Origin of the sequence: Streptomyces sp. NPDC089915, assembly GCF_040684675.1 — a bacterium.
Lineage (GTDB): Bacteria > Actinomycetota > Actinomycetes > Streptomycetales > Streptomycetaceae > Streptomyces.
Genome location: NZ_JBFBGN010000069.1, coordinates 16,533 through 36,177 on the forward strand (window position 1 = coordinate 16,533; position 19,645 = coordinate 36,177).

The 19,645-nt window shown below is 70.1% G+C and carries 17 protein-coding genes; 3 read left to right on the plus strand and 14 right to left on the minus strand.

The annotated features are described in order from the left end of the window. Position 1 precedes the first annotated feature (1 nt). The 3 genes from AB0O29_RS21015 to AB0O29_RS21025 are packed head-to-tail and all read left to right on the plus strand — an operon-like array spanning position 2 to position 3,856. Positions 2–1,594, plus strand: coding sequence for an ATP-binding protein (locus AB0O29_RS21015; RefSeq protein ID WP_365153483.1), 1,593 nt, complete (start codon positions 2–4; stop codon positions 1,592–1,594). Further along, positions 1,594–3,333 carry a TraM recognition domain-containing protein gene (locus AB0O29_RS21020; RefSeq protein WP_365153485.1) on the plus strand — a complete coding sequence of 580 codons (1,740 nt, stop codon included), beginning with the start codon at positions 1,594–1,596 and terminating at the stop codon, positions 3,331–3,333. The genes AB0O29_RS21015 and AB0O29_RS21020 overlap by 1 nt, the downstream gene beginning before the upstream one ends. Further along, positions 3,320–3,856 (plus strand): DUF4913 domain-containing protein, encoded by a 537-nt coding sequence (locus AB0O29_RS21025; protein ID WP_365153486.1) that lies wholly within the window; start codon positions 3,320–3,322, stop codon positions 3,854–3,856. Before AB0O29_RS21020 ends, AB0O29_RS21025 begins: the two co-directional genes overlap by 14 nt. A 75-nt stretch (positions 3,857–3,931) precedes the next feature. On the opposite strand, the gene AB0O29_RS21030 is transcribed toward AB0O29_RS21025, so the two are convergent. The 14 genes from AB0O29_RS21030 to AB0O29_RS21095 form a co-directional block, all read right to left on the minus strand. Continuing rightward, positions 3,932–4,243 carry a hypothetical protein gene (locus tag AB0O29_RS21030; protein ID WP_365153487.1) on the minus strand — a complete coding sequence of 104 codons (312 nt, stop codon included), beginning with the start codon at positions 4,241–4,243 and terminating at the stop codon, positions 3,932–3,934. Positions 4,244–4,644: 401 nt separating this feature from the next. Then, positions 4,645–5,913: a zeta toxin family protein gene (locus tag AB0O29_RS21035; protein ID WP_365153488.1), complete on the minus strand. Its 1,269-nt coding sequence runs from the start codon at positions 5,911–5,913 to the stop codon at positions 4,645–4,647. After that, complete coding sequence (locus tag AB0O29_RS21040; protein ID WP_365153489.1) at positions 5,910–6,170, minus strand: hypothetical protein; 261 nt, start codon at positions 6,168–6,170, stop codon at positions 5,910–5,912. The genes AB0O29_RS21035 and AB0O29_RS21040 overlap by 4 nt, the downstream gene beginning before the upstream one ends. Before the next feature lie 167 nt (positions 6,171–6,337). Next, positions 6,338–7,546, minus strand: a complete 1,209-nt coding sequence (gene metK / locus AB0O29_RS21045) for a methionine adenosyltransferase (RefSeq protein WP_365153491.1) — start codon at positions 7,544–7,546, stop codon at positions 6,338–6,340. Between the two features lie 121 nt (positions 7,547–7,667). Then, positions 7,668–8,456, minus strand: coding sequence for an AfsR/SARP family transcriptional regulator (locus tag AB0O29_RS21050; RefSeq protein ID WP_365153493.1), 789 nt, complete (start codon positions 8,454–8,456; stop codon positions 7,668–7,670). Between the two features lie 241 nt (positions 8,457–8,697). Next, positions 8,698–12,546 carry an amino acid adenylation domain-containing protein gene (locus AB0O29_RS21055; RefSeq protein ID WP_365153495.1) on the minus strand — a complete coding sequence of 1,283 codons (3,849 nt, stop codon included), beginning with the start codon at positions 12,544–12,546 and terminating at the stop codon, positions 8,698–8,700. A gap of 101 nt (positions 12,547–12,647) precedes the next feature. Further along, positions 12,648–13,589: a ribose-phosphate diphosphokinase gene (locus AB0O29_RS21060; protein WP_344161595.1), complete on the minus strand. Its 942-nt coding sequence runs from the start codon at positions 13,587–13,589 to the stop codon at positions 12,648–12,650. Positions 13,590–13,603: 14 nt separating this feature from the next. Next, positions 13,604–14,683, minus strand: a complete 1,080-nt coding sequence (locus tag AB0O29_RS21065; RefSeq protein ID WP_365153496.1) for an alkene reductase — start codon at positions 14,681–14,683, stop codon at positions 13,604–13,606. A 60-nt stretch (positions 14,684–14,743) separates the two neighbouring features. Next, positions 14,744–15,688, minus strand: coding sequence for a pseudouridine-5'-phosphate glycosidase (locus AB0O29_RS21070; RefSeq protein WP_365153498.1), 945 nt, complete (start codon positions 15,686–15,688; stop codon positions 14,744–14,746). Between the two features lie 10 nt (positions 15,689–15,698). Continuing rightward, complete coding sequence (locus AB0O29_RS21075) at positions 15,699–15,932, minus strand: tautomerase family protein (RefSeq protein WP_365153499.1); 234 nt, start codon at positions 15,930–15,932, stop codon at positions 15,699–15,701. Positions 15,933–16,066: 134 nt separating this feature from the next. Beyond that, positions 16,067–16,990 (minus strand): EamA family transporter, encoded by a 924-nt coding sequence (locus AB0O29_RS21080; protein WP_365153501.1) that lies wholly within the window; start codon positions 16,988–16,990, stop codon positions 16,067–16,069. Beyond that, positions 16,990–17,655: a uracil phosphoribosyltransferase gene (gene upp, locus AB0O29_RS21085; protein WP_365153503.1), complete on the minus strand. Its 666-nt coding sequence runs from the start codon at positions 17,653–17,655 to the stop codon at positions 16,990–16,992. The genes AB0O29_RS21080 and upp overlap by 1 nt, the downstream gene beginning before the upstream one ends. Before the next feature lie 99 nt (positions 17,656–17,754). Beyond that, positions 17,755–18,444 (minus strand): phosphoribosylanthranilate isomerase, encoded by a 690-nt coding sequence (locus AB0O29_RS21090; protein WP_365153505.1) that lies wholly within the window; start codon positions 18,442–18,444, stop codon positions 17,755–17,757. Between the two features lie 187 nt (positions 18,445–18,631). Then, on the minus strand, positions 18,632–19,546 hold the full coding sequence (locus AB0O29_RS21095; protein WP_365153507.1) for an alpha/beta fold hydrolase: 915 nt from the start codon (positions 19,544–19,546) through the stop codon (positions 18,632–18,634). Positions 19,547–19,645 lie beyond the last annotated feature (99 nt).

Genomic DNA, 19,645 nt, shown 5'->3' on the forward strand with positions numbered 1-19,645 from the left:
CATGGCACGCACCCCCAAACCGCCGCCCCTGACCACACCGCGGCGGGTGATCCGCGACTCCGAGGAGCCCCCGACCCGTGAGGAGCGGAAAGCCCAGAGGAAGCTGCGGAACCGCTTCGCCCCCCGCCTGGGCTGGGGCGGCGCGTTCGGCGGCCGCGTCGCGGTCGAGGACGGCGGCACCGTCTACACCGGCCCCTCCACCCAAGCCGGCGCGATCTATCCCTTCCTCCTCGGCTCCGGGCTACCGCCGCGCGGGGTGCCGGTCGGACGGGACGTGCTGACCGGCGAGCTCGTGTGCATCGACCCGTCCGGCTGGACCGGCAAGCTGACCACCAACCCGGGCGTGTGGGTCATGTCGCAGCCCGGCGCGGGCAAGTCCGCCCTCGTGAAGCGGGTCTGCCTCGTGTACTCCGCCTACGGCCACATGGTGTGCGTGCCCGGGGACGTCAAGGGCGAGTACAGCGAGCTGATCGGCGAGCTCGGCGGCTCGGTCGTCCGCATCGGCGACGGCATCGGCCGTATCAACCCGCTGGACTCCGGCCCCCTCAAGAGCAGCGTGCGGTCCCTGCCCGGCGACCGGCGCCAGGCCCTCCTCGACGTCCTCAACGGCCGCCGCCTGGAGACCCTCGTCGCCCTGCTGTCCACCAAGCACGGGCTGGGGCGTCCGGCCGACGAGATCGAACGCAGTGCTCTGGACACGGCCGTCCACGTCGCCTCCGAGGCCCAGCCCGCCGGCAGCGACCCGGTCGTCGCGGACGTCGTGAGGGTGCTGCGGGCCGGGCCGGAGGAACTGCGGACCAAGCTCGCGGCCGAAGGCGACCGCTACCAGGACCTCACCCGCTCGGTCATCGCCGGCCTCGACAACCTCATCGGCGGCCCGCTGCGCGGCCTGTTCGACGGCCCCACCACCACCCCCCTCGACATCAACGCCCCCGCCGTCTCGGTGGACATCTCCGCCCTGCGGGCCCGCGGCAACGACGTCCTCTCCGCCGGCATGATCGCCACCTGGGCGTACACCTACAGCAGCATCGACTCCGCCCGCTCCATCGGCCTGATGGACCGCAAACTCGTCCTGCCCATGGACGAGATGTGGCGCGCGCTGCGCTCCGGCCCCGGCCTGGTCGACGCCATGGACGCGATCTCCCGTCTGAACCGCACCACCGACGACGTCACCATCTACGTCACCCACTCCCTCCTCGACGTCGAGGCGCTGCCCACGGAGATGGACCGGGCCAAGGCCCGCGGCCTGATGGACCGCTGCGACACCTGGGTCATCGGCGCCTCCTCCGCGGAGGAGCTGGGCCGGGTCACCGGGAAGCGGTCCCTGACCGAGCAGGAGCGCATGATGATCGGCTCCTGGTCGTCGGCGACCTCCACCGGCCTGGACATCGACCCCACCGTGTACGGCGACGACCAAAGCGCCCGGCCCGTCGAGGACGAGGGCGCCCGCCACCCGGGCCGCGGAAAGTACCTGATCAAGGTCGGGACGAGGCCCGGCATCGCGGCCGCGCTGGAGCTGACCGCGACCGAACAGCGTCTCTACCGCACCGATACCAACCAGCGCCGCGCGACCACGGGAGGTGGCAGCCGATGATGACCGAGAGCGATCGGGCGTGGGCCTTCTGGGGCGTCACGCTGGGCAGCGCCGTCACGCTCGCGGCCTCCACCTGGGCGGGCGCCGCGGCCGGCGCGGTGCTGACCGGAGAAGGGGCGGCGTCCCCTTCTCCTATGACCCTCTACCGCATGGTCACCGACTGGTCGGCGGCGTGGCCGAACTCCCCGGCCGCCTCCGCCGTCGGCGCGGGGCTGCTCGACATCGCGGCCGTGGTCCTGGTGGTGTGGGGGCTGCGCGTGTCGCTGCGCTGGTTCCGCAACCCGAGCGGCCTGGCCACGCTGCACCAGATGCGCGAGCTCACGCCGATGCCGGCCGCTCGGACCGCGACCCGGCTGCGTGTCTCTCTCCGCGAGGCCCAGCCCAAGGAGATGGCCGCCCGCGACCGGGGCGTCCTGCTCGGCGACCACATGCCCTCCGGAGTCGAACTGAGGGGCTCGGACGAGGACACCTACGTCGCGATCATGGCCCCTCGTGCGGGCAAGTCGACGGCCCTGGCCATCCCGGTGGCCGAGGAGGCCCCCGGGGCGCTCCTGATGACCTCCAACAAGGCGGACGTCTACGCGGCGACGCTCGGCTCGCGCGCGCGGATGGGTCAGGCCTGGATCCTGGACACCCAGGGGGTCGCCCAGGCCCAGCGGGAGATGTGGTGGGACATGATCGCCCAGGCGGAGACGCTCGAGGGCGCAGAACGCCTGGCCGGCCACTTCGTCACCCAGATCACCTCCGAGCAGGCCGATCCGTTCTGGTCCCAGGCCGCAGGCGACCTCCTCGTCGGCCTCTTCCGTGCCGCCTGGTGGGAGGGGGGAAGCGCCCGCGACGTCATGAAGTGGCTTGCGGACCCGAGAGAGAAGGCCCCGCTGCGGATCCTCTACCAGCAGGAGCCCGTACTGGCCGAGCAGGTCGACTCCTCGATCAACATCGCGGAGGAGACCCAGTCCGGGATCTACCAGAACGCCCGTACCGCGATGTCCGCCCTCCGCGACGAGAGGGTCCTGGCCTGGGTGACACCCGACAAGGACCGCCCCCGCTTCGACCCCGAACACTTCGCCACCGGCAAGGACACCCTCTACCTGCTCAGCAAGAAGGGCGGACCGGCCTCCGCGGTCGTCGCCGCGCTCGCCGACGCCGTCTTCACCGCCGGCGCCGAGGCCGGCGAACGCGCCGGCGGCCGACTGCCCGAACCCATGCGCGCAGTCCTCGACGAGGCCGCCAACATCTGTCGCATCGCGGACCTGCCCGACCTCTACAGCCACCTGGGCTCACGGGGGATCACCCCCTTCGTGATCCTCCAGTCCTACCGGCAGGGCGTCAAAGCCTGGGGCGAGGTCGGCATGGACGCCATGTGGTCCGCAGCCACCAAGAAGATCATCGGCGTCGGCATCGACGACTGGAACTTCGCCCAAGGCGTCAGCACGCTCACCGGCGCGCACTACGTCGACCGTGGCTCGTACTCCAAGAGCAAGGAGGGCTACAGCCACAGCGTCTCCGAGCAGCGCGAGCAGGTCCTCGACCCCGGCGACATCCGCTCCATGCGCAAGGGCACGGCCCTGCTGATGTCCACCGGCATGCCCGTCGCCCAGATCGCCCTGCGCCCTTGGTACGAGGAGAAGGCCATGGCCCACATCGGCGAGCAGATGAAGAAGGAGGAGGCGGCCATCACCAAGCGGGCCGTCGCCGCGTACGAGGAGAGGCAGGCCGCCCGCGATGCCCGCCGATGAAGGACTGGCCGGCTCCGACGTGCCGTCGGGCCTCTTCCAGAACCTGGAGGACCTCAAGGCACACGTCGCCTCGTTGACCGCGCAGGTCAAAGCCCTCACCGAGGGGCATGGGAAGGAAACGGATGAGGACGAGGAGTGGCAGTACCCTCCGTTCATCCTGCTGCTGGACCCGCCCCAGTACGACGACGAGCTTCGGCTGCTGATCGAGTGGGTGGAGGGCGTGCTGGTACCCGGCTACCTGGCGGAGCCGTCCTCAGACGCCCGCTGGTGCCACCTGTGGTTCGAACACCCCGTCGCGGTGGCCCGCCTACACGCCTTGTGGTTGGCCTGGCAGGAGCTCACCGACCCGGCCACCTGCGGCTACACCGGGCCGTCAGTGTGGCACCGCGACCACCTGGATCCCTGTGTACGGGAGTTGCGCGCCTCCAGCGGCCCGATGGCGGGCTGCACCAAGGGCGAACACCAGGTCGACCACCGGATGCCCGGCACCGTACCCAGCGCTTGGCGCCGCGAGGACGCCTGACGCCCTCCCCTCAGGGAGCCGCCGGAAGACGTTTCCGGCGGCGTCAGGTCCGGTGCCCCTCTTACACAGGGGACCTCATGCCCTGCTGGCCCGTACCTCGCGGGCCAGCAGGGCATAACGGGCACGGGCCTGGCTGATCTGCTGATGGTCGGTGGAACGCAATGCCTCACGTTCACGGGCGAGACGCCCCTGCGCGGCCCGAGCCGCATCGATCGTCTCGCGGTTCGGCTGCGCCTTGGCCTCTTCGGCGGCGATCACCGCGCTGTACGCGCCGACAACCGCGTTCACCGCCTCGATCGCGGCCTCGTACGCAGCAGTCTCCTCGTTCGACCAGACGTACGGTTCGAGCTCGTGGGTGATGGAGATTCCGTCGTCGGGCATGGTCATCCGGCTCCTTCTCGTAGATGTTCGTCTCCTGACGGACACACCGCCGTCAGGGCCGCTACCGGCCTGGTCCTGCGTGTGCGCGGACGGACGTAGGACCCGTTCTTCCGGTAGTGACCACGGACGTATGCCATCAGCGATTCCTCGGGGCAGTCGGGGAGGAGCGGAGAGAGCAGGCCCGATCGGGGCACACTTACGACGGTAGCTCTAGCCACTGACACCGATGGGGTATCCAAGTCCCTTGCCGTTCAGGCGTATTGAGGCAGACGGAGTGAAGCGGGGCGCGCAGCGTCGGCGACCGATGAGATTCCGGCCGCGCAGGATCCGAATCCGGTCAATCATCAGCATTCCACGGCATCAGCAGGCACCCCCTTACGGCTGATGCGGCGACACGATGGCGGTTGCTAACGGCCGCGACCTCTGCGCTGCTCGGGCGGTGACAGGTGTGGGCCGCTCGCGGCGGCGGGCGGCGTCTGGGGACCGGCAGTGGCGGACGGGCGGCCCCGGGTCGTGGTGGAGCGGGCCCGTGCCGCGTTCGCGTCCGGTCGGCGGGGCGCCGCCTGCGGGGCTCCCCCGATCCCCTGGTGCCCTCGGCGGGCCGCCGCCAGGGCGGTGCGGAGTTCGTCTTCGGCGGATCGAGCGGCCGATGGAAGCCGGTCACGTCGCCGGGCCTCCTCGCGACCCTGCGGTGTTGACGGCAGGCTCGGGAGGAGAACGAGGGGAACGGGGTCGGTGGCCGCCGCGAGGGGCTGCTCGACGAGGAGGTTCAGCAGCGGCCTGACCGCCTCGTGCCGCTCGCGGACCGGGCTGCCCGGATCATCCGCCGCCATGGCCGCGACGGCCTCGGCGTCCTCGGTGAGGCGGCGCAGAACGGGTCGGCTCTTGTCGTTCGTCTCGCCGCGGGCCGCCATCTCCACCAGGACGGTGCGGTACTTCGCGAGCCAGAGGGCCGACTCGTCCGAGGTCAGCGGCTCTTTCCGCTCGTTCTCCAGAGCCGGAACGGCTCCGGGGCCACCGGGCCACAGGCCGTCGAGGCCCCGCTCGCTGCTGTAGAGGTCGGCTCCGGAGCGGTTGGTGACGGTGATGCGCACGACGGCGGTGCTCTGCTCGGCGGCCGCGATGGTCTCCGGCACCTTCCCGTAAGCGAGGTCCTGGAGGGCCGGCGGCGTCCAGCGGCCGCCATCCAGGAAGCGGCCGAGGGCGTCGAGCCGACTGCGTTCCTCCCGCACGGCGAGCGCGACGACCTCGACCGGGCGGCCCGCCTTCGCGAACTGCTCGGCGGTCCCGATCGTCATCGCCGGGTCGCGGAAGACGCCCTCCAGCAGCAGTCCGTAGCCGTTGTGGAGGGCGTGCTCGATGCTCATCCGGACCATAGCCCCGGAGAACTGCGCGGTCGCCGTCTCGCGGGTCTGGGCGTCCTCGGCGAGGAGTTCTTCGTAGCGGGGGTGAAAGAGGCGCAGCTCGTCGCCGGTGAGGGTGACGACCTGTCCGTTGTACCGCTGGTCGACTGTGGTCATGGCCTGGCTCTTCCCGGCTGCCGGCTGCCCACCCAGAAGGACCAGAACCGGTTCGGTCTGAGGCTCGTAGTCGCTGAAGACCCACTCCCTGACCTTCTCGTCGAAGCGGGCCCGTAACTGCTGCTCGGTCAGGAAGTAGCTACTGGGGTCGGTCACCGGTCCGCCTTCAGCATCTCGATCTCCTGCTTCCAGGAGGCGATTTGTCGCAGCAGAGCCTGCCGGTCATACGGCTCCACGGCCCGGCGGGTGCTGCGGACGGCCAGGGCACGCTGCCACCAGCCCTCGCGCGCCTCCGGATCGACCGCGGTGTCGGAGCGATGGACATAGATGGCGATCAGGTCATTGGCCGTCTCGGAGAAGACGTCGAAGACCATGGCGGTCGGGGTGTTCTCATACGGGTCGGCGTCAGTCACGGTGGCATCCCTTCGCTCGGGCTCGCGAGCCGCCGCCGGTCAAGACGGCTGTGCGGCAAGCAGGAAGCGTCAGTATGCCGGGACGGGCGGTCGGGGGCCTCCGGGATCCGGTGGCCCCGACGCCCGCCCTCAGCCGAGCCGGTCGCGACGGCGGGCCACCCGGGCCCTCAGAGCCCCACGGCCGTCCGCAGTGCGGCGACGCGGTCCGTGCGTTCCCAGGTGAAGTCCGGGAGTTCGCGGCCGAAGTGGCCGTACGCGGCGGTCTGGGCGTAGATCGGGCGCAGCAGGTCCAGGTCGCGGATGATGGCCGCCGGGCGGAGGTCGAAGACCTCGGTGATGGCGTCCTCGATCCTGCGGGCGTCGACCTTGGCGGTGCCGAAGGTCTCCACGAACAGGCCGACGGGCTCCGCCTTGCCGATGGCGTAGGCGACCTGGACCTCGCAGCGCGAGGCCAGGCCCGCGGCGACCACGTTCTTGGCGACCCAGCGCATCGCGTACGCGGCGCTGCGGTCCACCTTCGACGGGTCCTTGCCCGAGAAGGCGCCGCCGCCGTGGCGGGCCATGCCCCCGTACGTGTCGATGATGATCTTGCGGCCGGTCAGCCCCGCGTCGCCCATCGGGCCGCCGATCTCGAAGCGCCCCGTCGGGTTGACCAGCAGCCGGTAGCCCTCGGTGTCCAGCTTGATGCCCTCGTCGGCGAGCTGCTTCAGGACGTGCTCGACCACGTGCTCGCGGACGTCCGGGGTGAGCAGGTCCTCAAGGTCGATCTCCGAGGCGTGCTGGGTGGAGACCACGACCGTGTCCAGGCGGACCGGCTTGTCCCCGTCGTACTCGATGGTGACCTGGGTCTTCCCGTCCGGACGCAGGTAGCGGAGGGTGGCGTTGCGGCGGACCTCGGACAGGCGGCGGGAGAGCCGGTGCGCGAGGTGGATCGGCAGCGGCATCAGTTCCGGGGTCTCGTCGCAGGCGTAGCCGAACATCAGGCCCTGGTCGCCCGCGCCCTGCCTGTCGAGCGCGTCCTCATCGCCCTCGACCCGCGACTCGTACGCCGTGTCCACGCCCTGGGCGATGTCCGGGGACTGGGCGCCGATGGACACCGACACCCCGCACGACGCGCCGTCGAAGCCCTTCTCGGACGAGTCGTAGCCGATCTCCAGGATCCGCTCGCGGACGAGCTGGGCGATCGGGGCGTACGCCTTCGTCGTCACCTCGCCCGCGACGTGCACCAGCCCGGTGGTGATCAGGGTCTCCACGGCCACCCGCGAGGTCGGGTCCTGGCGCAGCAGCGCGTCCAGGATCGTGTCGCTGATCTGGTCGGCGATCTTGTCGGGGTGGCCCTCGGTCACTGACTCCGAGGTGAACAGACGACGGGACATGCGGTTTCCTCCTTGTGCGCCCCGTGCACGACCCTGTGCACGGCCGGAAGGGTGACCGTCTCCGACCTCCCTGGAGCCCTGCTCGAATGCGTGGCGGGCGCCCCGCCAGGCGGAGGGCCGCTCAGACGGCCGCGCCCACCGCGAACCGCTCGCCGCGCGCCGGGCTCAGCAGGCCCCCGTGCAGCCGCTTGAGCTCCGCGGAGGGCTCCAGGCCCAGTTCCTCCGCGAGCAGCCGGCGGACCTTCTGGTAGGCCTGGAGGGCCTCGGCCCGCCGCCCGGCGGCGCCGAGCGCGCCGATGAGCCGGCTGTGGAACCACTCGTTGAGCGGGTAGTCGTTGATCAGCTTGCGCAGCTCCGGGATGGACTCGCGGTGGCGGCCCAGCGCCTCCTGCGCCTCGATGCGGGTCTCGAAGGCCCGGATCCGCAGTTCCTCCAGGTGCACGACGTGCCCGGCGAGCACGTCGCCGGCGGGGAAGTTGGACAGGGCGGGCCCCCGCCACAGGTCCAGCGCCTGGCCGACCGTGCGCAGCGCCCGCTGCGGCTCCTCCTCGGCCAGCTCGTAGCGGGCCCGGGTGACGAGCCGCTCGAAGATCCGCACGTCCACCTCGGAGTCCTCGACGCGCATCACGTAGCCGGACGGGCCGGTGACGATCAGGCAGCGTCCGGGGGGCGCCAGCTGCTCCTGGGTGAACATCCGGCGCGCGTGGTAGACGTACGTCTGGAGCGTGGTGACGGCGCTGCGCGGGGGGTTCTCGCCCCACAGCTCCCGGATGAGGGACTCGGCCGTGACGATCTCGCCGGGCCGGGTGAGCAGCAGGGCGAGCGTCTGGCAGACCTTGGGGGTGCCGGGCTGGTAGGTCCTGCCGTCGTCGGTGACGATCTCGAAGGGGCCGATGAGATTGAAGCGCATGGAAGATGACTCCTCATCAGCGATGAAAACAAAAAACAGGACGGCTGGAATCAATAGAAGTGTCTTGTGTGGGCAATGTGGACGTCAACAGGAGGTATGTCAGAACGCGGTCAATCTGCGTCAGAATTGAGCCACCGGACGCCATCTCATGGCCGGAAGTTGAAATGCGAAAAGACGGCCGCCCCGCCGGATTTCTCCGGCGGGGCGACCGTCTTCGTTCAGCCCGCTTTTCCTTACCCGGTCACTCGCCGAGCAGGTAGCGGATGTGCTTGACCAGCTCGCCGATGTCCTCGCGCAGCAGGCTGTAGTGGTCGGCGTCGAGGTCGATGACCGTCGGCGGCTCGGCCGAGTAACCGCTGCTGTTCTCCAGGAACGAGTAGTCGTCGCCCACGGCCTTGAAGATGCTGATCGGCGCCTGGAGGGTGCGCTCGGCCAGCTCGTGGAAGGAGTACTCGAATTCGTACGTCTGGCCCACGACCGAGATGATCCGGCGGGCGAGGTCGACGTCGATTCCCTTGAGCTCGCTGATGAACTCGGCGAAGGAGGCCTCGTCCGTCACGGTCTCCAGGCACCGGTCCAGGTCGGGACCGGAAATGGTGCCGGTGAAGACCGAGAACAGGATCGTGGTGTAGCCGCGGTTGGCGAAGGACGCCTCACGGCCCCACACCTTGCCGTTCTCGGCGCGCACCTTCGGGGAGCCCGGCGCGATCAGGAAGAGGTTGTCCACCTTTTCGCCCGCCTGCTCCAGCTGGTAGGCGGTCTCGAAGGCCACGCGGGCGCCGAAGGAGTAGCCCCACAGGGTGTAGGGGCCGGCCGGCTGGATCTCCTTGAGGGCCTCGATGTCCTTCTTGGCCATCTCGGTGATGGTCTCGTACGGCGTCTCGCCCTCGTTGATGCCGAAGGACTGGACGCCGTAGAACGAGCGGCCGAGGCCGATCTCCCCGGCCAGGGAGCGCAGGTTCATCGGGTAGCCGCCCAGGCCCGGCCAGCAGATGACGGGCCGCGCCTTGCCGGTCTCCGCGTGCAGGCGGACGAAGCGCGAGGACTCCTGGGCGACCTCGCGCTCCAGGCGGCGGGCCAGCTTCTCGATGGTCGGGGACTCCAGGACGCTCTGCAGCGGCAGGGAGACGCCCAGGCGCGAGTTGAGCTCGCGGACCAGGCCGACGGCGATCAGCGAGTTGCCGCCCGACTCGAAGAAGTCGTCCTGGACGGAGGCGTTCTCGCGGCGCAGGGACTTCTCCCAGACCGCCGCGATCTCCTTCTCCGTCTCCGTGCGCGGGGCGACGAAGGGACGCTCGACGAGCTCGGCGTTGACCTGGTCGGAGGCGTCGAGCGCCTTGACGTCGATCTTGCCGTTGGCGGACAGCGGCAGCCGGTCGAAGACCACGACCCGGTTGGGGATCATGTAGTCCGGCAGGAAGCTGACGAGGTCGTCGCGGATGAGCTCGGCCGGACCGCGCATGTGGACGCTGTCCTCGCGCATGCCCTCGTGCTCGATCTGCTCGTCGCTGATGCGGCCGCCGACGAAGAAGTACATCGGGGCGCTGTCGAGGCCGTTCTGGGCGAGGACGGCGTCCATGCGGCGCGAGGCCGGCAGCGGGTTGCCCGTCTTCGAGCTGTAGCCGGAGGACATGAAGCCCAGGTTCAGCCCGTTCATCATCAGGTGCTGGAGCTTCTTGCCGAGGGTGATGTACTTCAGCCACTCCTCCTCGGCGCGGCTGTAGACGCTGATGCCGAAGCTGGCGGCCTGGTACACCGACTGGTTGATCGCGATGACGTGCTTCTTGAGGACGATGTCGTCCGAGAAGCGGGTCAGCTCGCCGTTCTCGTAGCGGTACTGGCCCTCGGGCAGCCCGGCGATCTTGCCGCCGTGCGTCTGGACGTAGACCTCGGACTGGTCGTCGCGCGGGCCCGCGTGCGGGACCAGCTCGAAGGTGCCCAGGTAGTAGTCCTCGTCGGCGACGTCGAGCAGCTCGCGGACGGCCGGCTCGTAGGCGCGGTCGTGGATGTCGAGGCCGTAGGCCGGCAGGATCTGCTCGAAGAGGCCGACCATGTGGCCGGTCTCGATCTCCAGGACCTCGACGATGTTGTTCTTGTAGACCGGCTCGATGCCGCTCTTCTTGCCGATGAAGTGGATCTGCGCCGTGGCCTTGCCGGTGGCCTCGCGCTCGCTGATGAGGACGAGCTGGTGGCGGACCGGCTGGTAGTAGTAGTAGCCCGGCTTCAGGCCGCCGACGCCCTCCAGCTCGAAGTACATCTGCGTCGCGTACAGCGCGCCCGGGGAGGCGTAGCCGTACTTCGGCAGCAGCCGCTCCTCGCTGATGTACTGGCCGAACCAGCGCAGGATCTGGCCGAGTTCGGCGGGGGCCAGGTCGGCCGCCTTGCGCGAGTAGCCGGCCGTGACCGTGGCGCCCAGCAGGCCGAGCAGGTCGGCCTGGGTGACGGCGCCGCCCTCGTAGAAGCGGTACGTCTTGCGGGCGAAGACCCGGGCGCGCTGCTCGGGGGTGGGCTCGGAGCCCTCCAGGTCGAAGGCCGGGCGGGCGGCCAGCTCGGCGTCGTCGCGCAGGCCCGGGTTGGACAGCTGCGCCTTGACCTGGAGCTTGCTCTTCTTCGACGCGTGGTGGGAGCCGTGGTTGCCCTGGTCCATCAGGGCGGCTTCCTTCTCGCTCAGCTCGATGCAGGCGATCAGGTTCTGGAAGCCGGTGCGGCCGTCGTTCTTGACGATGACGGCGGCGTTGCGGACCCAGTCGTGGTTCTCGATCGCCAGGGATATCTCGTCGAGCTCGACGCGGTAGCCGCGCAGCTTGACCTGGTTGTCGGCACGGCCGGCGAACTGCACGGTGCCGTCGGTGTTCCACTGGCCGAGGTCGCCCGTCTTGTACAGGCGGACGGGCTCGGCGCCCTCCTCGAGCTCGATGTCCAGGAAGCGCTCGGCCGTCAGGTCGTCGCGGTGCAGGTAGCCGCGGGCCAGCTGGACGCCGCCGATGTACAGCTCGCCGATCTCCCCCACGCCGATCGGCTTGAGGGTCTCCTTGTCGAGGATGTGGTACGTGGTGCCGTGCACCGGGGAGCCGATGGAGATGGACTGCGGGCCCTCGTCCAGGTCGGCGGGGTCGACGGCGAACGAGGACGAGTTGATCGTCGTCTCGGTCGGGCCGTAGACGTTGATGAGCGCCCGGCCGGGCATCTCCTGCGTGGTCTGGATCGCCAGCAGGCGGGAGAGGGCCTCGCCACCGCTGAAGATCTGCTGGAGGGAGACGCACTCGGGGAACTTCTCGGTGTCGATCAGACCCTGGAGCAGCGTCGGGACGCACTGGAGGGTGGTCACCTTGTGCTTGACGATGGTCTCGATGAGGCCCTCGGGGTCGGCGTAGACGCCCGGGGCGCCCATGACGACGGTCGCGCCGTTGGCCGGGGAGAGGATCTCCCACTGGGCGGCGTCGAAGCTCATCGGGGTCTTCTGCAGGATGACCTTGCTGCGGTCGATCGCGTAGGTCTCGCGCAGCCAGCCGAGCTGGTTGACGATGCTGCGGTGCTCGATCATCACACCCTTCGGCTTGCCCGTGCTGCCGGAGGTGTAGATGACGTACGCGAGGGTGTCCGGGCGGGCGCCGGCCTGGGCCGGGGCCTCCGTGCCCTCGGGGCGGACGAAGGCCTCGGACTCGCGCAGGGTCACGATGGTGACGTCCGCCGGAGCGAGCTCGCGCAGGCGGGACACCAGGCGCTGCTGCGCCAGGATGATCTTCGCCTCGCTGTTCTCGATCATGTACCGGAGCCGGTCCTCGGGGTACTCCGGGGAGAGCGGCAGGTAGGCGGCACCGGCGTTCAGGATGCCCCAGGCGCCGACCATCAGGTCGATCGACGGCTCGACGAACAGACCGACGCAGTCGTCGGCGGAGACACCGAGGTGCTCCAGGTAGTCGGCCAGGGCCGCGCTTCTGGACGCAAGCTCCCGGAAGGTGAGCTTGTCGTCCCGGTAGGCGACCGCGATCGCCTCGGGGTGTTCGGCCACACGCTGGGCGAGCAGGCCGGGCAACGTGGTGGTCCCCTGCAGGGTGGGCTCGAGCACGCTGGTCTCCTGAAGAGTCATTTCCCGCTTCCTTATGACATTCCGTTGTGGAGCGGCTCGGTGCGTGCGGCCGCCTCCCCCTTCGGACGGACGGGCCCCGTCGGGCCCGTCCGTCCGGGCGATCACCGGCTCTGCAGGAGCCGGGTTACTGATCCGTTCTCGAACACGGCGCGCGAGGCACCGGCGATGAGCGGGGCTATGGACAGGACGGTGACCTTGTCCAGTCCGAGCGCCCCGGGCACCGGCAGGGTGTCCGTGAAGACGAACTCGCTCACCTGAGAGTTCTTCAGGCGGTCCGCCGCGGGGCCGGAGAGCACCCCGTGCGTGGCCGCCACGATGACGTCCCGCGCCCCCTGCGCGAAGAGGGCGTCGGCGGCGGCGCAGATCGTGCCGCCCGTGTCGATCATGTCGTCGACCAGGACGCAGACCCGGTCGCGCACCTCGCCGACCACCTCGTGGGCGGTGACCTGGTGGGCCACGTCCTTGTCGCGCCGCTTGTGGACGATGGCCAGCGGAGCGCCGAGGCGGTCGCACCAGCCGTCCGCCACGCGCACGCGGCCGGCGTCGGGCGAGACCACGGTCAGCGCCTCGCGGTCCACCTTGGAGCCGATGTAGTCCGCGAGGACCGGCATGGCGAACAGGTGGTCCACCGGGCCGTCGAAGAACCCCTGGATCTGGTCGGCGTGCAGGTCGATCGTCAGGATCCGGTCGGCACCGGCGGTCTTGAGCAGGTCCGCCACCAGGCGGGCCGAGATGGGTTCCCGGCCGCTGTGCTTGCGGTCCTGCCGCGCGTATCCGTAGAAGGGCAGGATCACCGTGACGCTGCGCGCGGAGGCCCGCTTCAGCGCGTCGATCATGATGAGCTGTTCCATGATCGACTTGTTGATGGGGGCCGTGTGGCTCTGGACCACGAAGCAGTCCGCGCCGCGCACGGAGGCGTGGTAGCGGATGTAGATCTCGCCGTTGGCGAAGTCGATCGCCTTCGTCTCGACCAGCTCCGTGCCCAGCTCCGCCGCGATGGCCTGGGCCAGCTCGGGGTGCGCGCGCCCCGAGAAGAGCAGCATCTTCCCGGAGTCGCTCACGCGGCGGTGCCGTCGAGCGTCGGGTAGTCGGTGTACCCGGTGTGGTCGCCGCCGTAGAACTTGCTCCCGTCGGCCTCGGCCAGCGCGGCGCCGGTGCGGATGCGCTCCGGCAGGTCCGGGTTGGCGATGAAGGACGAGCCGAAGGCGACGGCGCAGGCGACGCCGGCCTCGAGCGCGGCCTCGGCGATCTCGCCGCTGACCGGGACGCCGTTCTCCGGGTGCGGGCACAGCACGATGGTGCCGGTCCACTGGGCGCGCAGGGCCGCGATGTGGTCGCGGTTGCCGCCCTCGAGGATGTGCAGGAAGGCGACGGGCGGCAGGGCCGCGACGAGCGCCTCGTAGATGGCGTGCGTGTCGCCCTCGACGATGTCGTTGTACGGGTTCGACGGGGAGATGCGCACGCCGACGCGGTCGGCGCCGATGCGCTCGGAGACCGCCTCGATCACCTCGATCGCGAAGCGGATGCGGTTCTCGACGGAGCCGCCGTACTGGTCGGTGCGCTGGTTGCTGTTCTCCGCCAGGAACTGGTGGAGCAGGAAGCCGTTGCCCGCGTGGATCTCCACGCCGTCGAAGCCGGCCTCGATGGCGAGCTCGGCGGAGTCCGCGTGCTCCTTGACGACCTCGGCGATCTCCTCGACCGTCAGGGCGCGCGGCTCCGGGTAGTCCAGCGGGCCCTGGGGGCCGTACGCCTGGCCGGCCGCGGTGACGGCGGACGGGGCGACGGACTGGTGGCCGCTCGGGTAGAGCGAGGGGTGGCCGATGCGGCCGCAGTGCATGAGCTGCGCGACGATCAGACCGCCGGCGGCGTGCACGGCCTCGGTGACCGGCTTCCAGGACTCGGCCTGCTCCTGGGTGTGCAGACCCGGGCTGTTGCCGAAGCCCTGACCGGTGACCGAGGGCTGGACGCCCTCGGTGATGATCAGGCCGGCGCCCGCGCGCTGACCGTAGTAGGTGGCCATCAGGTCGGTGGCGAGACCCTCGGCGGTGGCACGGTTGCGGGACATGGGTGCCATGACGACCCGGTTGCGCAGGGCCAGCTTGCCCAGGGTGACCGGCGCCAGCAGCTTCTCGGACATGTGTGTGTCTCTCCAGACTGAGTTCAACGCGTGGTGCGGTGGTGGTTCGAAGGGCGCGGGTCAGCGCCCGGCGCGCTCGGCGAGGTGTGCCGCGTGCGCGACGGCCAGCCGGCCCGCCGCCTCGGCGCAGGAGGCGAGGACGGCCATGTTGGCCTTGGCGCTGCGGCCGTCGGTGGCGGCGTCGACGGCGCGCATCAGGTACTTGGTGATGGCCTGGCCGGAGACCCCGTCGCGGGTGGCCTCGGCGACCGCGGCGCGGATGGCCGTGTCGACCTCGGTGGAGTCGATGGCGTCCTCCTCCCGGACCGGGGTGGTGATCAGGAAGGAGCTGTCGTTGCCGAGGGCCCAGTGGGCCTCGATGGCACGGGCGATGACCTGCTCGTCGTCAAGGCGGTGGGGCGCCTTGTGGCCGCTCGTACGGCAGTAGAACGCGGGGAAGTCGTCCGAGCGGTAGGCGACGACGGGGACGCACTGCGTCTCCAGGTACTCCAGGGTCAGCCCGAGGTCGAGGATCATCTTGGCGCCGGCGCAGACGACCGCGACCTTGGAACGGGTGAACTGGATCAGGTCCGAGGACACGTCCCAGGTCTCCTGGGCGCCGCGGTGCACGCCGCCGATGCCGGCGGAGGAGAAGAAGGGGATCCCCGCGAGCTCGGCGGCGACGACGGAGGAGGCCACCGTGGTGGCGCCCAGGCCGCCCTGCGCCAGGATGACGGGCAGGTCCCGGCTGGACACCTTGGGGATGTTCGGCAGGGAGGCGAAGCGCTCGATGTCGGCGTCCGACATGCCGACGCGGATCTCGCCGGCCTCGATGCAGATCGTCGCCGGAACGGCACCGCCGGACCGCACCGCGTCCTCCACCTTGCGGGCGGTGGCCGCGTTGTCCGGGTAGGGGAGGCCGTGGGTGATGACGTTGCTCTCCAGGGCCACGACGGCCTTGCCCTCGTGGAGGGCCTCCCGGACTTCCTCGGTGTAGACGACGGGGATGCCGCTGCTTGCGCTCATCGGGTCTCTCTCAACTCTCGTTCAAGTAGCCGGGTCGCTTGACCAGCAGATCCGGGCGGGCCGCTATCTCGGAGAGGACCTGGGCGTCCCAGTCCTCCGGACTGACCGGCTCGACGGAGATCGAGACGGTGTCCTCGCCGGTGGCGAAGGTCTTCGTCACGGCGGCGGTGACCGCCTCGTCGATCGCCTGGAGCTGCTCGGCCGTGAAGTCCCGGGGGTAGTGCCTGATGTGGATGTGGGGCACGGCTTCGGTCCTCTCACGAGTCGTTCGTGCAGGGGGTTGGTGGCACACCGCGGACGGGGGAGGCCGCGGTGTGCCACCACCGCTCCCCGCCCGCCTCGGGGGCGGGGACGGGCGGGGAGTCGGGAGCGGGTGTCCTAGGCCTGGGCCTTGACGGACTCCCGCGAGCTTTCTCGGGCCGGCTCGGCCTCGGGCTTGGGCTTGCCCTTGCGCGGCTGGGCCAGGATCACCGAGGCGACCACGGTCAGGGCTCCGACGATCTGGATCGGCGAGAGCGACTGGTCGAGGACGAAGTAGCCGAGCAGGGTGGCCGCCAGGGGCGAGGCGAAGCTCAGGAACGAGACCGCCAGCGCGGGCAGCCGGGCCACACCGCGGAACCAGATCGCGTAGGCGAACAGGGCACCGATGACGCCGAGGTAGGCGAAGCCCCAGAGGTTCTTGGCGGTGATCTCGCTCGGCAGCCCCTCGCCGATCAGCGCGATCGGGAGCAGCACCAGGCCGCCGACGGTGAGCTGCCAGCCCGTGAAGGGCAGCAGGCCCACGCCCTCGGGGCGTCCCCAGCGCTTGGTCAGCACGATGCCGGAGGCCATGCTGAGCGCGCCCAGCAGACCGGCGATGACACCGGTGGCGTTGAGCCCGGCGTTCGGCTGGAGGACCAGCAGGGCCACACCGCCCGCGCCGAGGGCGCAGGAGATCAGGTGGATCGGCTTGATCTTGTCCTTCAGCAGGGCCGCGCCCAGCAGGAGCACGATCATCGGCTGGATGGACATCACCAGCGCCGCCACGCCGCCCGGCAGGTGGTAGGCGGCCACGAACAGCAGGTAGAAGAAGGCACCGATGTTGAGCACGCCGAGCACCAGCGCGCGCCACCACCAGATGCCCTTGGGCAGGGTCCGCCCGATGAGCACCAGGATCAGGCCGGCGGGCAGGGCACGGAGCAGGGAGGCCAGCAGCGGCCGGCCCTCCGGGAGCAGCTCCGTGGTGACCAGGTACGTGGACCCCCAGATGGCCGGCGCGAGGGCCGTCAGCGCGGAGTCGGCAAGCGTACGACTGGTCTTCATCAGGCGACTGCCGAGTCGGTCGTGCCGAAGTAGCGGTCGCCGAAGTCGCCGATGCCCGGGATCATGAACGCGTTCTCGTTGAGGCGCTGCTCGATCGAGGACGTGACGATCTTGACGAGCGGGTACACGGCGTGGACGGCCTCGATGCCCTCGGGGGAGGCGAGGAAGTTCACGAAGATGATGTTCTCCTCGTGCACGCCCGAGTCGAGGAGCACCTCGATGGCCGCCTTGGCGCTGCCGCCGGTGGCGAGCATCGGCTCCAGGAGGAGGACGTGCCGGTCGGCGATGTCCTCGGGGAAGTTCTTGTAGTACAGGTGCGGGAGCTTGGTGGTCTTGTCCCGCTGGATGAGCAGCTTGCCGACGGTGATGTCGGGGATGACCTGACGCAGTTCGTCGAGCATCGAGTCACCGGCCCGGACCACGGGCACGGCGCAGAGCTGGGGACCCAGTCTCAGGCCCTCGTACGTCTCCCCGACCGGCGTGATGGCCTCGTGCTGGTCGAACGGCAGCTGGTTGAGCGCCGATTCGAGCAGGAGGCGGATGATGCGCCGGGAGTAGAACACGAAGTCCGCGCGGGAGGCTCTGCGGTCACGGATGATCGTGTGCATGGCGCGGAGCTGGTTGGTCTGCGGCAGCGGGTGGACATTGTGGTGGCCGGTCGCCATGAGAAACCTGCTTCTCGTCGGTCGTGGAGACGTGCTGCGGCCGGGCCCGGGGCCGCGTGGGGCCCCGGGAACCGCAACCGTGTGGGACGGGTGCCGAGATCAGGCGTTGGCGATCTCGGCGAAAGCCTTCCGCGACTCGGCCACGAACTTCGCGACCTTGGCGCGGTCCTTGCGGCGGTCGTCGCCCTCGAGGAGGCTGTGCGCGTCGACGGCGGCGGGCTTGACGAACCGGATCGCGTCGGCGACGTTCTCCGGGCTCAGGCCGCCGGCCATCATGAGCGGCTTGGGGGAACGGCGCACGAGCTCGGCGCTGACGTTCCAGTCGTGGGTGAGACCGGTGGCGCCCTTGGCACCGGTGGCCGGGTTGAAGGTGTCCGTGATGAACATGTCCACGAACTCGGCGACCTCGTCGACGAACTGCAGGAGCTCCTCGGCGTTGTCCTCCTTCACGACCAGGCTCTTGAGCACGTACAGGTCGGGGCGGTTGGCCTTGAGCTTGCGCAGCTGCTCCGGCTCGACGTCGCCGTGCAGCTGGACGGCCTTGACACCGAGCTGCGTGGTGAACTCGCTGATCTCGTCGGCGTCCACCATGTAGCTGATGAGGACGCCCTCCTGCGGGGCCGTCAGGCCGGCGATGATCTCCGTGGCCGCGGCCTCGGAGATGTCGTCCTTGCCCGACGGGAGGCGGAGCGGGAAGCCGAACCAGTCGACGCCCTCCTCGGCCAGCAGCTTGGCCTCTTCGGCGTCGATGATGCCGGCGACCTGCACCAGGTCCTTCACGTCACTCATGTGTGTTCCTTTGCGGAATGATCTGATGAATCAAACAGACATGTGAATCAAACAGACTTACGAGAGGTTCCGAGTGGACGTGTCCCGGTATGACGGACTTCGGTACACGTCACGGGATGCTCACGAAAAGCCTCGTTGGTACCGATCTGTAGGTCAACGGGATATATGTCAGATTCCTGTCAACCTTCTACAGTTCCGCGTCAGTCGTGGCCGGAACCCGATCCCCCGCGGGCACCGGGGCCAGTAGGCATTCCTCCAGGAACGCCAAGGCCCGCAGGTGGTAACTGCGAGCCGCCCAGCCCAGACTGACGTTGTGTCCAGCATGGGGCTGCATGACCAGTTCTGTGGAGGCCCCCATCAGCGGAGTCAGCAATTCCTCGACCGCCGCGCCGTCCCGCCTCCACCACAGCTCCTGTTCGGCGAACGTGAAGCGAACGGGAGCCCTCACTCCGGCCGCGACGGCGGGGTACATGCCGGGCCAGAGCGGGGTCTCGCGGGCCTCCTCGGCGGGGACGGGGCGCACCAGCGATGCGCAGGCCCGGAAGGCCTCCGGCGGGTAGAAGCGCAGCGCGCCCCAGTGCCGGCGCCACTGCCCGGGGAAGTCCACCCCGGGCAACTGCCCCGGATCCACGGCGAAATGGCGGCCGACGCCGCACAGGTCCAGGCCGATCGGCGCGAGGCGGCCCCGGGCCGCGGCGGCGGCGGACAGCGCGAGCCGGCCGCCGTTGGAGTGGGCCACGAGGAAGAGGCCCGCGCCGAGGTCCCGGTCCCGGGCGTACCCGTCCAGGGCGGCGAGCAGGGCGTCCGTCTGCCCGGCCAGGTCAAGCCCCCGGGGCAGGGCGGGCGCGGAGGCCCCGTACCCGGGCCGGTCCAGGGCGAGTACGGCGAAGCCCAGCGAGGCGCCGAGCTCCAGCAGGGAGAACCCCGGCCGCACCCGGCTGTCGAAGTAGCCCGCGCTCATCCCCGCCCCGTGCAGGGCCACCACCGTGGCCCGGGGCACGGGGTCCGCCGGCAGGGCGAGCAGCCCGGACAGCGGGATCCCGTCCGCGTCGAGGACGACGGACCGCACCGGGGGCGCGGCGGGGGACGGGGTGGGGTGCATGGGGAGGCGGCGTCGCTCTGGATGGAGTCCGAGGCGGGCCACATCTGGGTGCGCCCGTAGCCGTGGGCGGCGATGGACAGGTACCAGAAGGAGTCCCAG

Coding starts and splice junctions, on each gene's coding strand:
- AB0O29_RS21050 (WP_365153493.1), bottom strand. CDS start 8,456: ATGCGCTTCAATCTCATCGGCCCCTTCGAGATCGTCACCGACGACGGC.
- AB0O29_RS21095 (WP_365153507.1), bottom strand. CDS start 19,546: ATGCACCCCACCCCGTCCCCCGCCGCGCCCCCGGTGCGGTCCGTCGTC.
- AB0O29_RS21055 (WP_365153495.1), bottom strand. CDS start 12,546: ATGACTCTTCAGGAGACCAGCGTGCTCGAGCCCACCCTGCAGGGGACC.
- AB0O29_RS21020 (WP_365153485.1), top strand. CDS start 1,594: ATGACCGAGAGCGATCGGGCGTGGGCCTTCTGGGGCGTCACGCTGGGC.
- upp (WP_365153503.1), bottom strand. CDS start 17,655: ATGGCGACCGGCCACCACAATGTCCACCCGCTGCCGCAGACCAACCAG.
- metK (WP_365153491.1), bottom strand. CDS start 7,546: ATGTCCCGTCGTCTGTTCACCTCGGAGTCAGTGACCGAGGGCCACCCC.
- AB0O29_RS21060 (WP_344161595.1), bottom strand. CDS start 13,589: ATGCTGCTCTTCTCGGGGCGCGCGCACCCCGAGCTGGCCCAGGCCATC.
- AB0O29_RS21070 (WP_365153498.1), bottom strand. CDS start 15,688: ATGAGCGCAAGCAGCGGCATCCCCGTCGTCTACACCGAGGAAGTCCGG.
- AB0O29_RS21080 (WP_365153501.1), bottom strand. CDS start 16,990: ATGAAGACCAGTCGTACGCTTGCCGACTCCGCGCTGACGGCCCTCGCG.
- AB0O29_RS21015 (WP_365153483.1), top strand. CDS start 2: ATGGCACGCACCCCCAAACCGCCGCCCCTGACCACACCGCGGCGGGTG.
- AB0O29_RS21025 (WP_365153486.1), top strand. CDS start 3,320: ATGCCCGCCGATGAAGGACTGGCCGGCTCCGACGTGCCGTCGGGCCTC.
- AB0O29_RS21065 (WP_365153496.1), bottom strand. CDS start 14,683: ATGTCCGAGAAGCTGCTGGCGCCGGTCACCCTGGGCAAGCTGGCCCTG.
- AB0O29_RS21030 (WP_365153487.1), bottom strand. CDS start 4,243: ATGACCATGCCCGACGACGGAATCTCCATCACCCACGAGCTCGAACCG.
- AB0O29_RS21090 (WP_365153505.1), bottom strand. CDS start 18,444: ATGAGTGACGTGAAGGACCTGGTGCAGGTCGCCGGCATCATCGACGCC.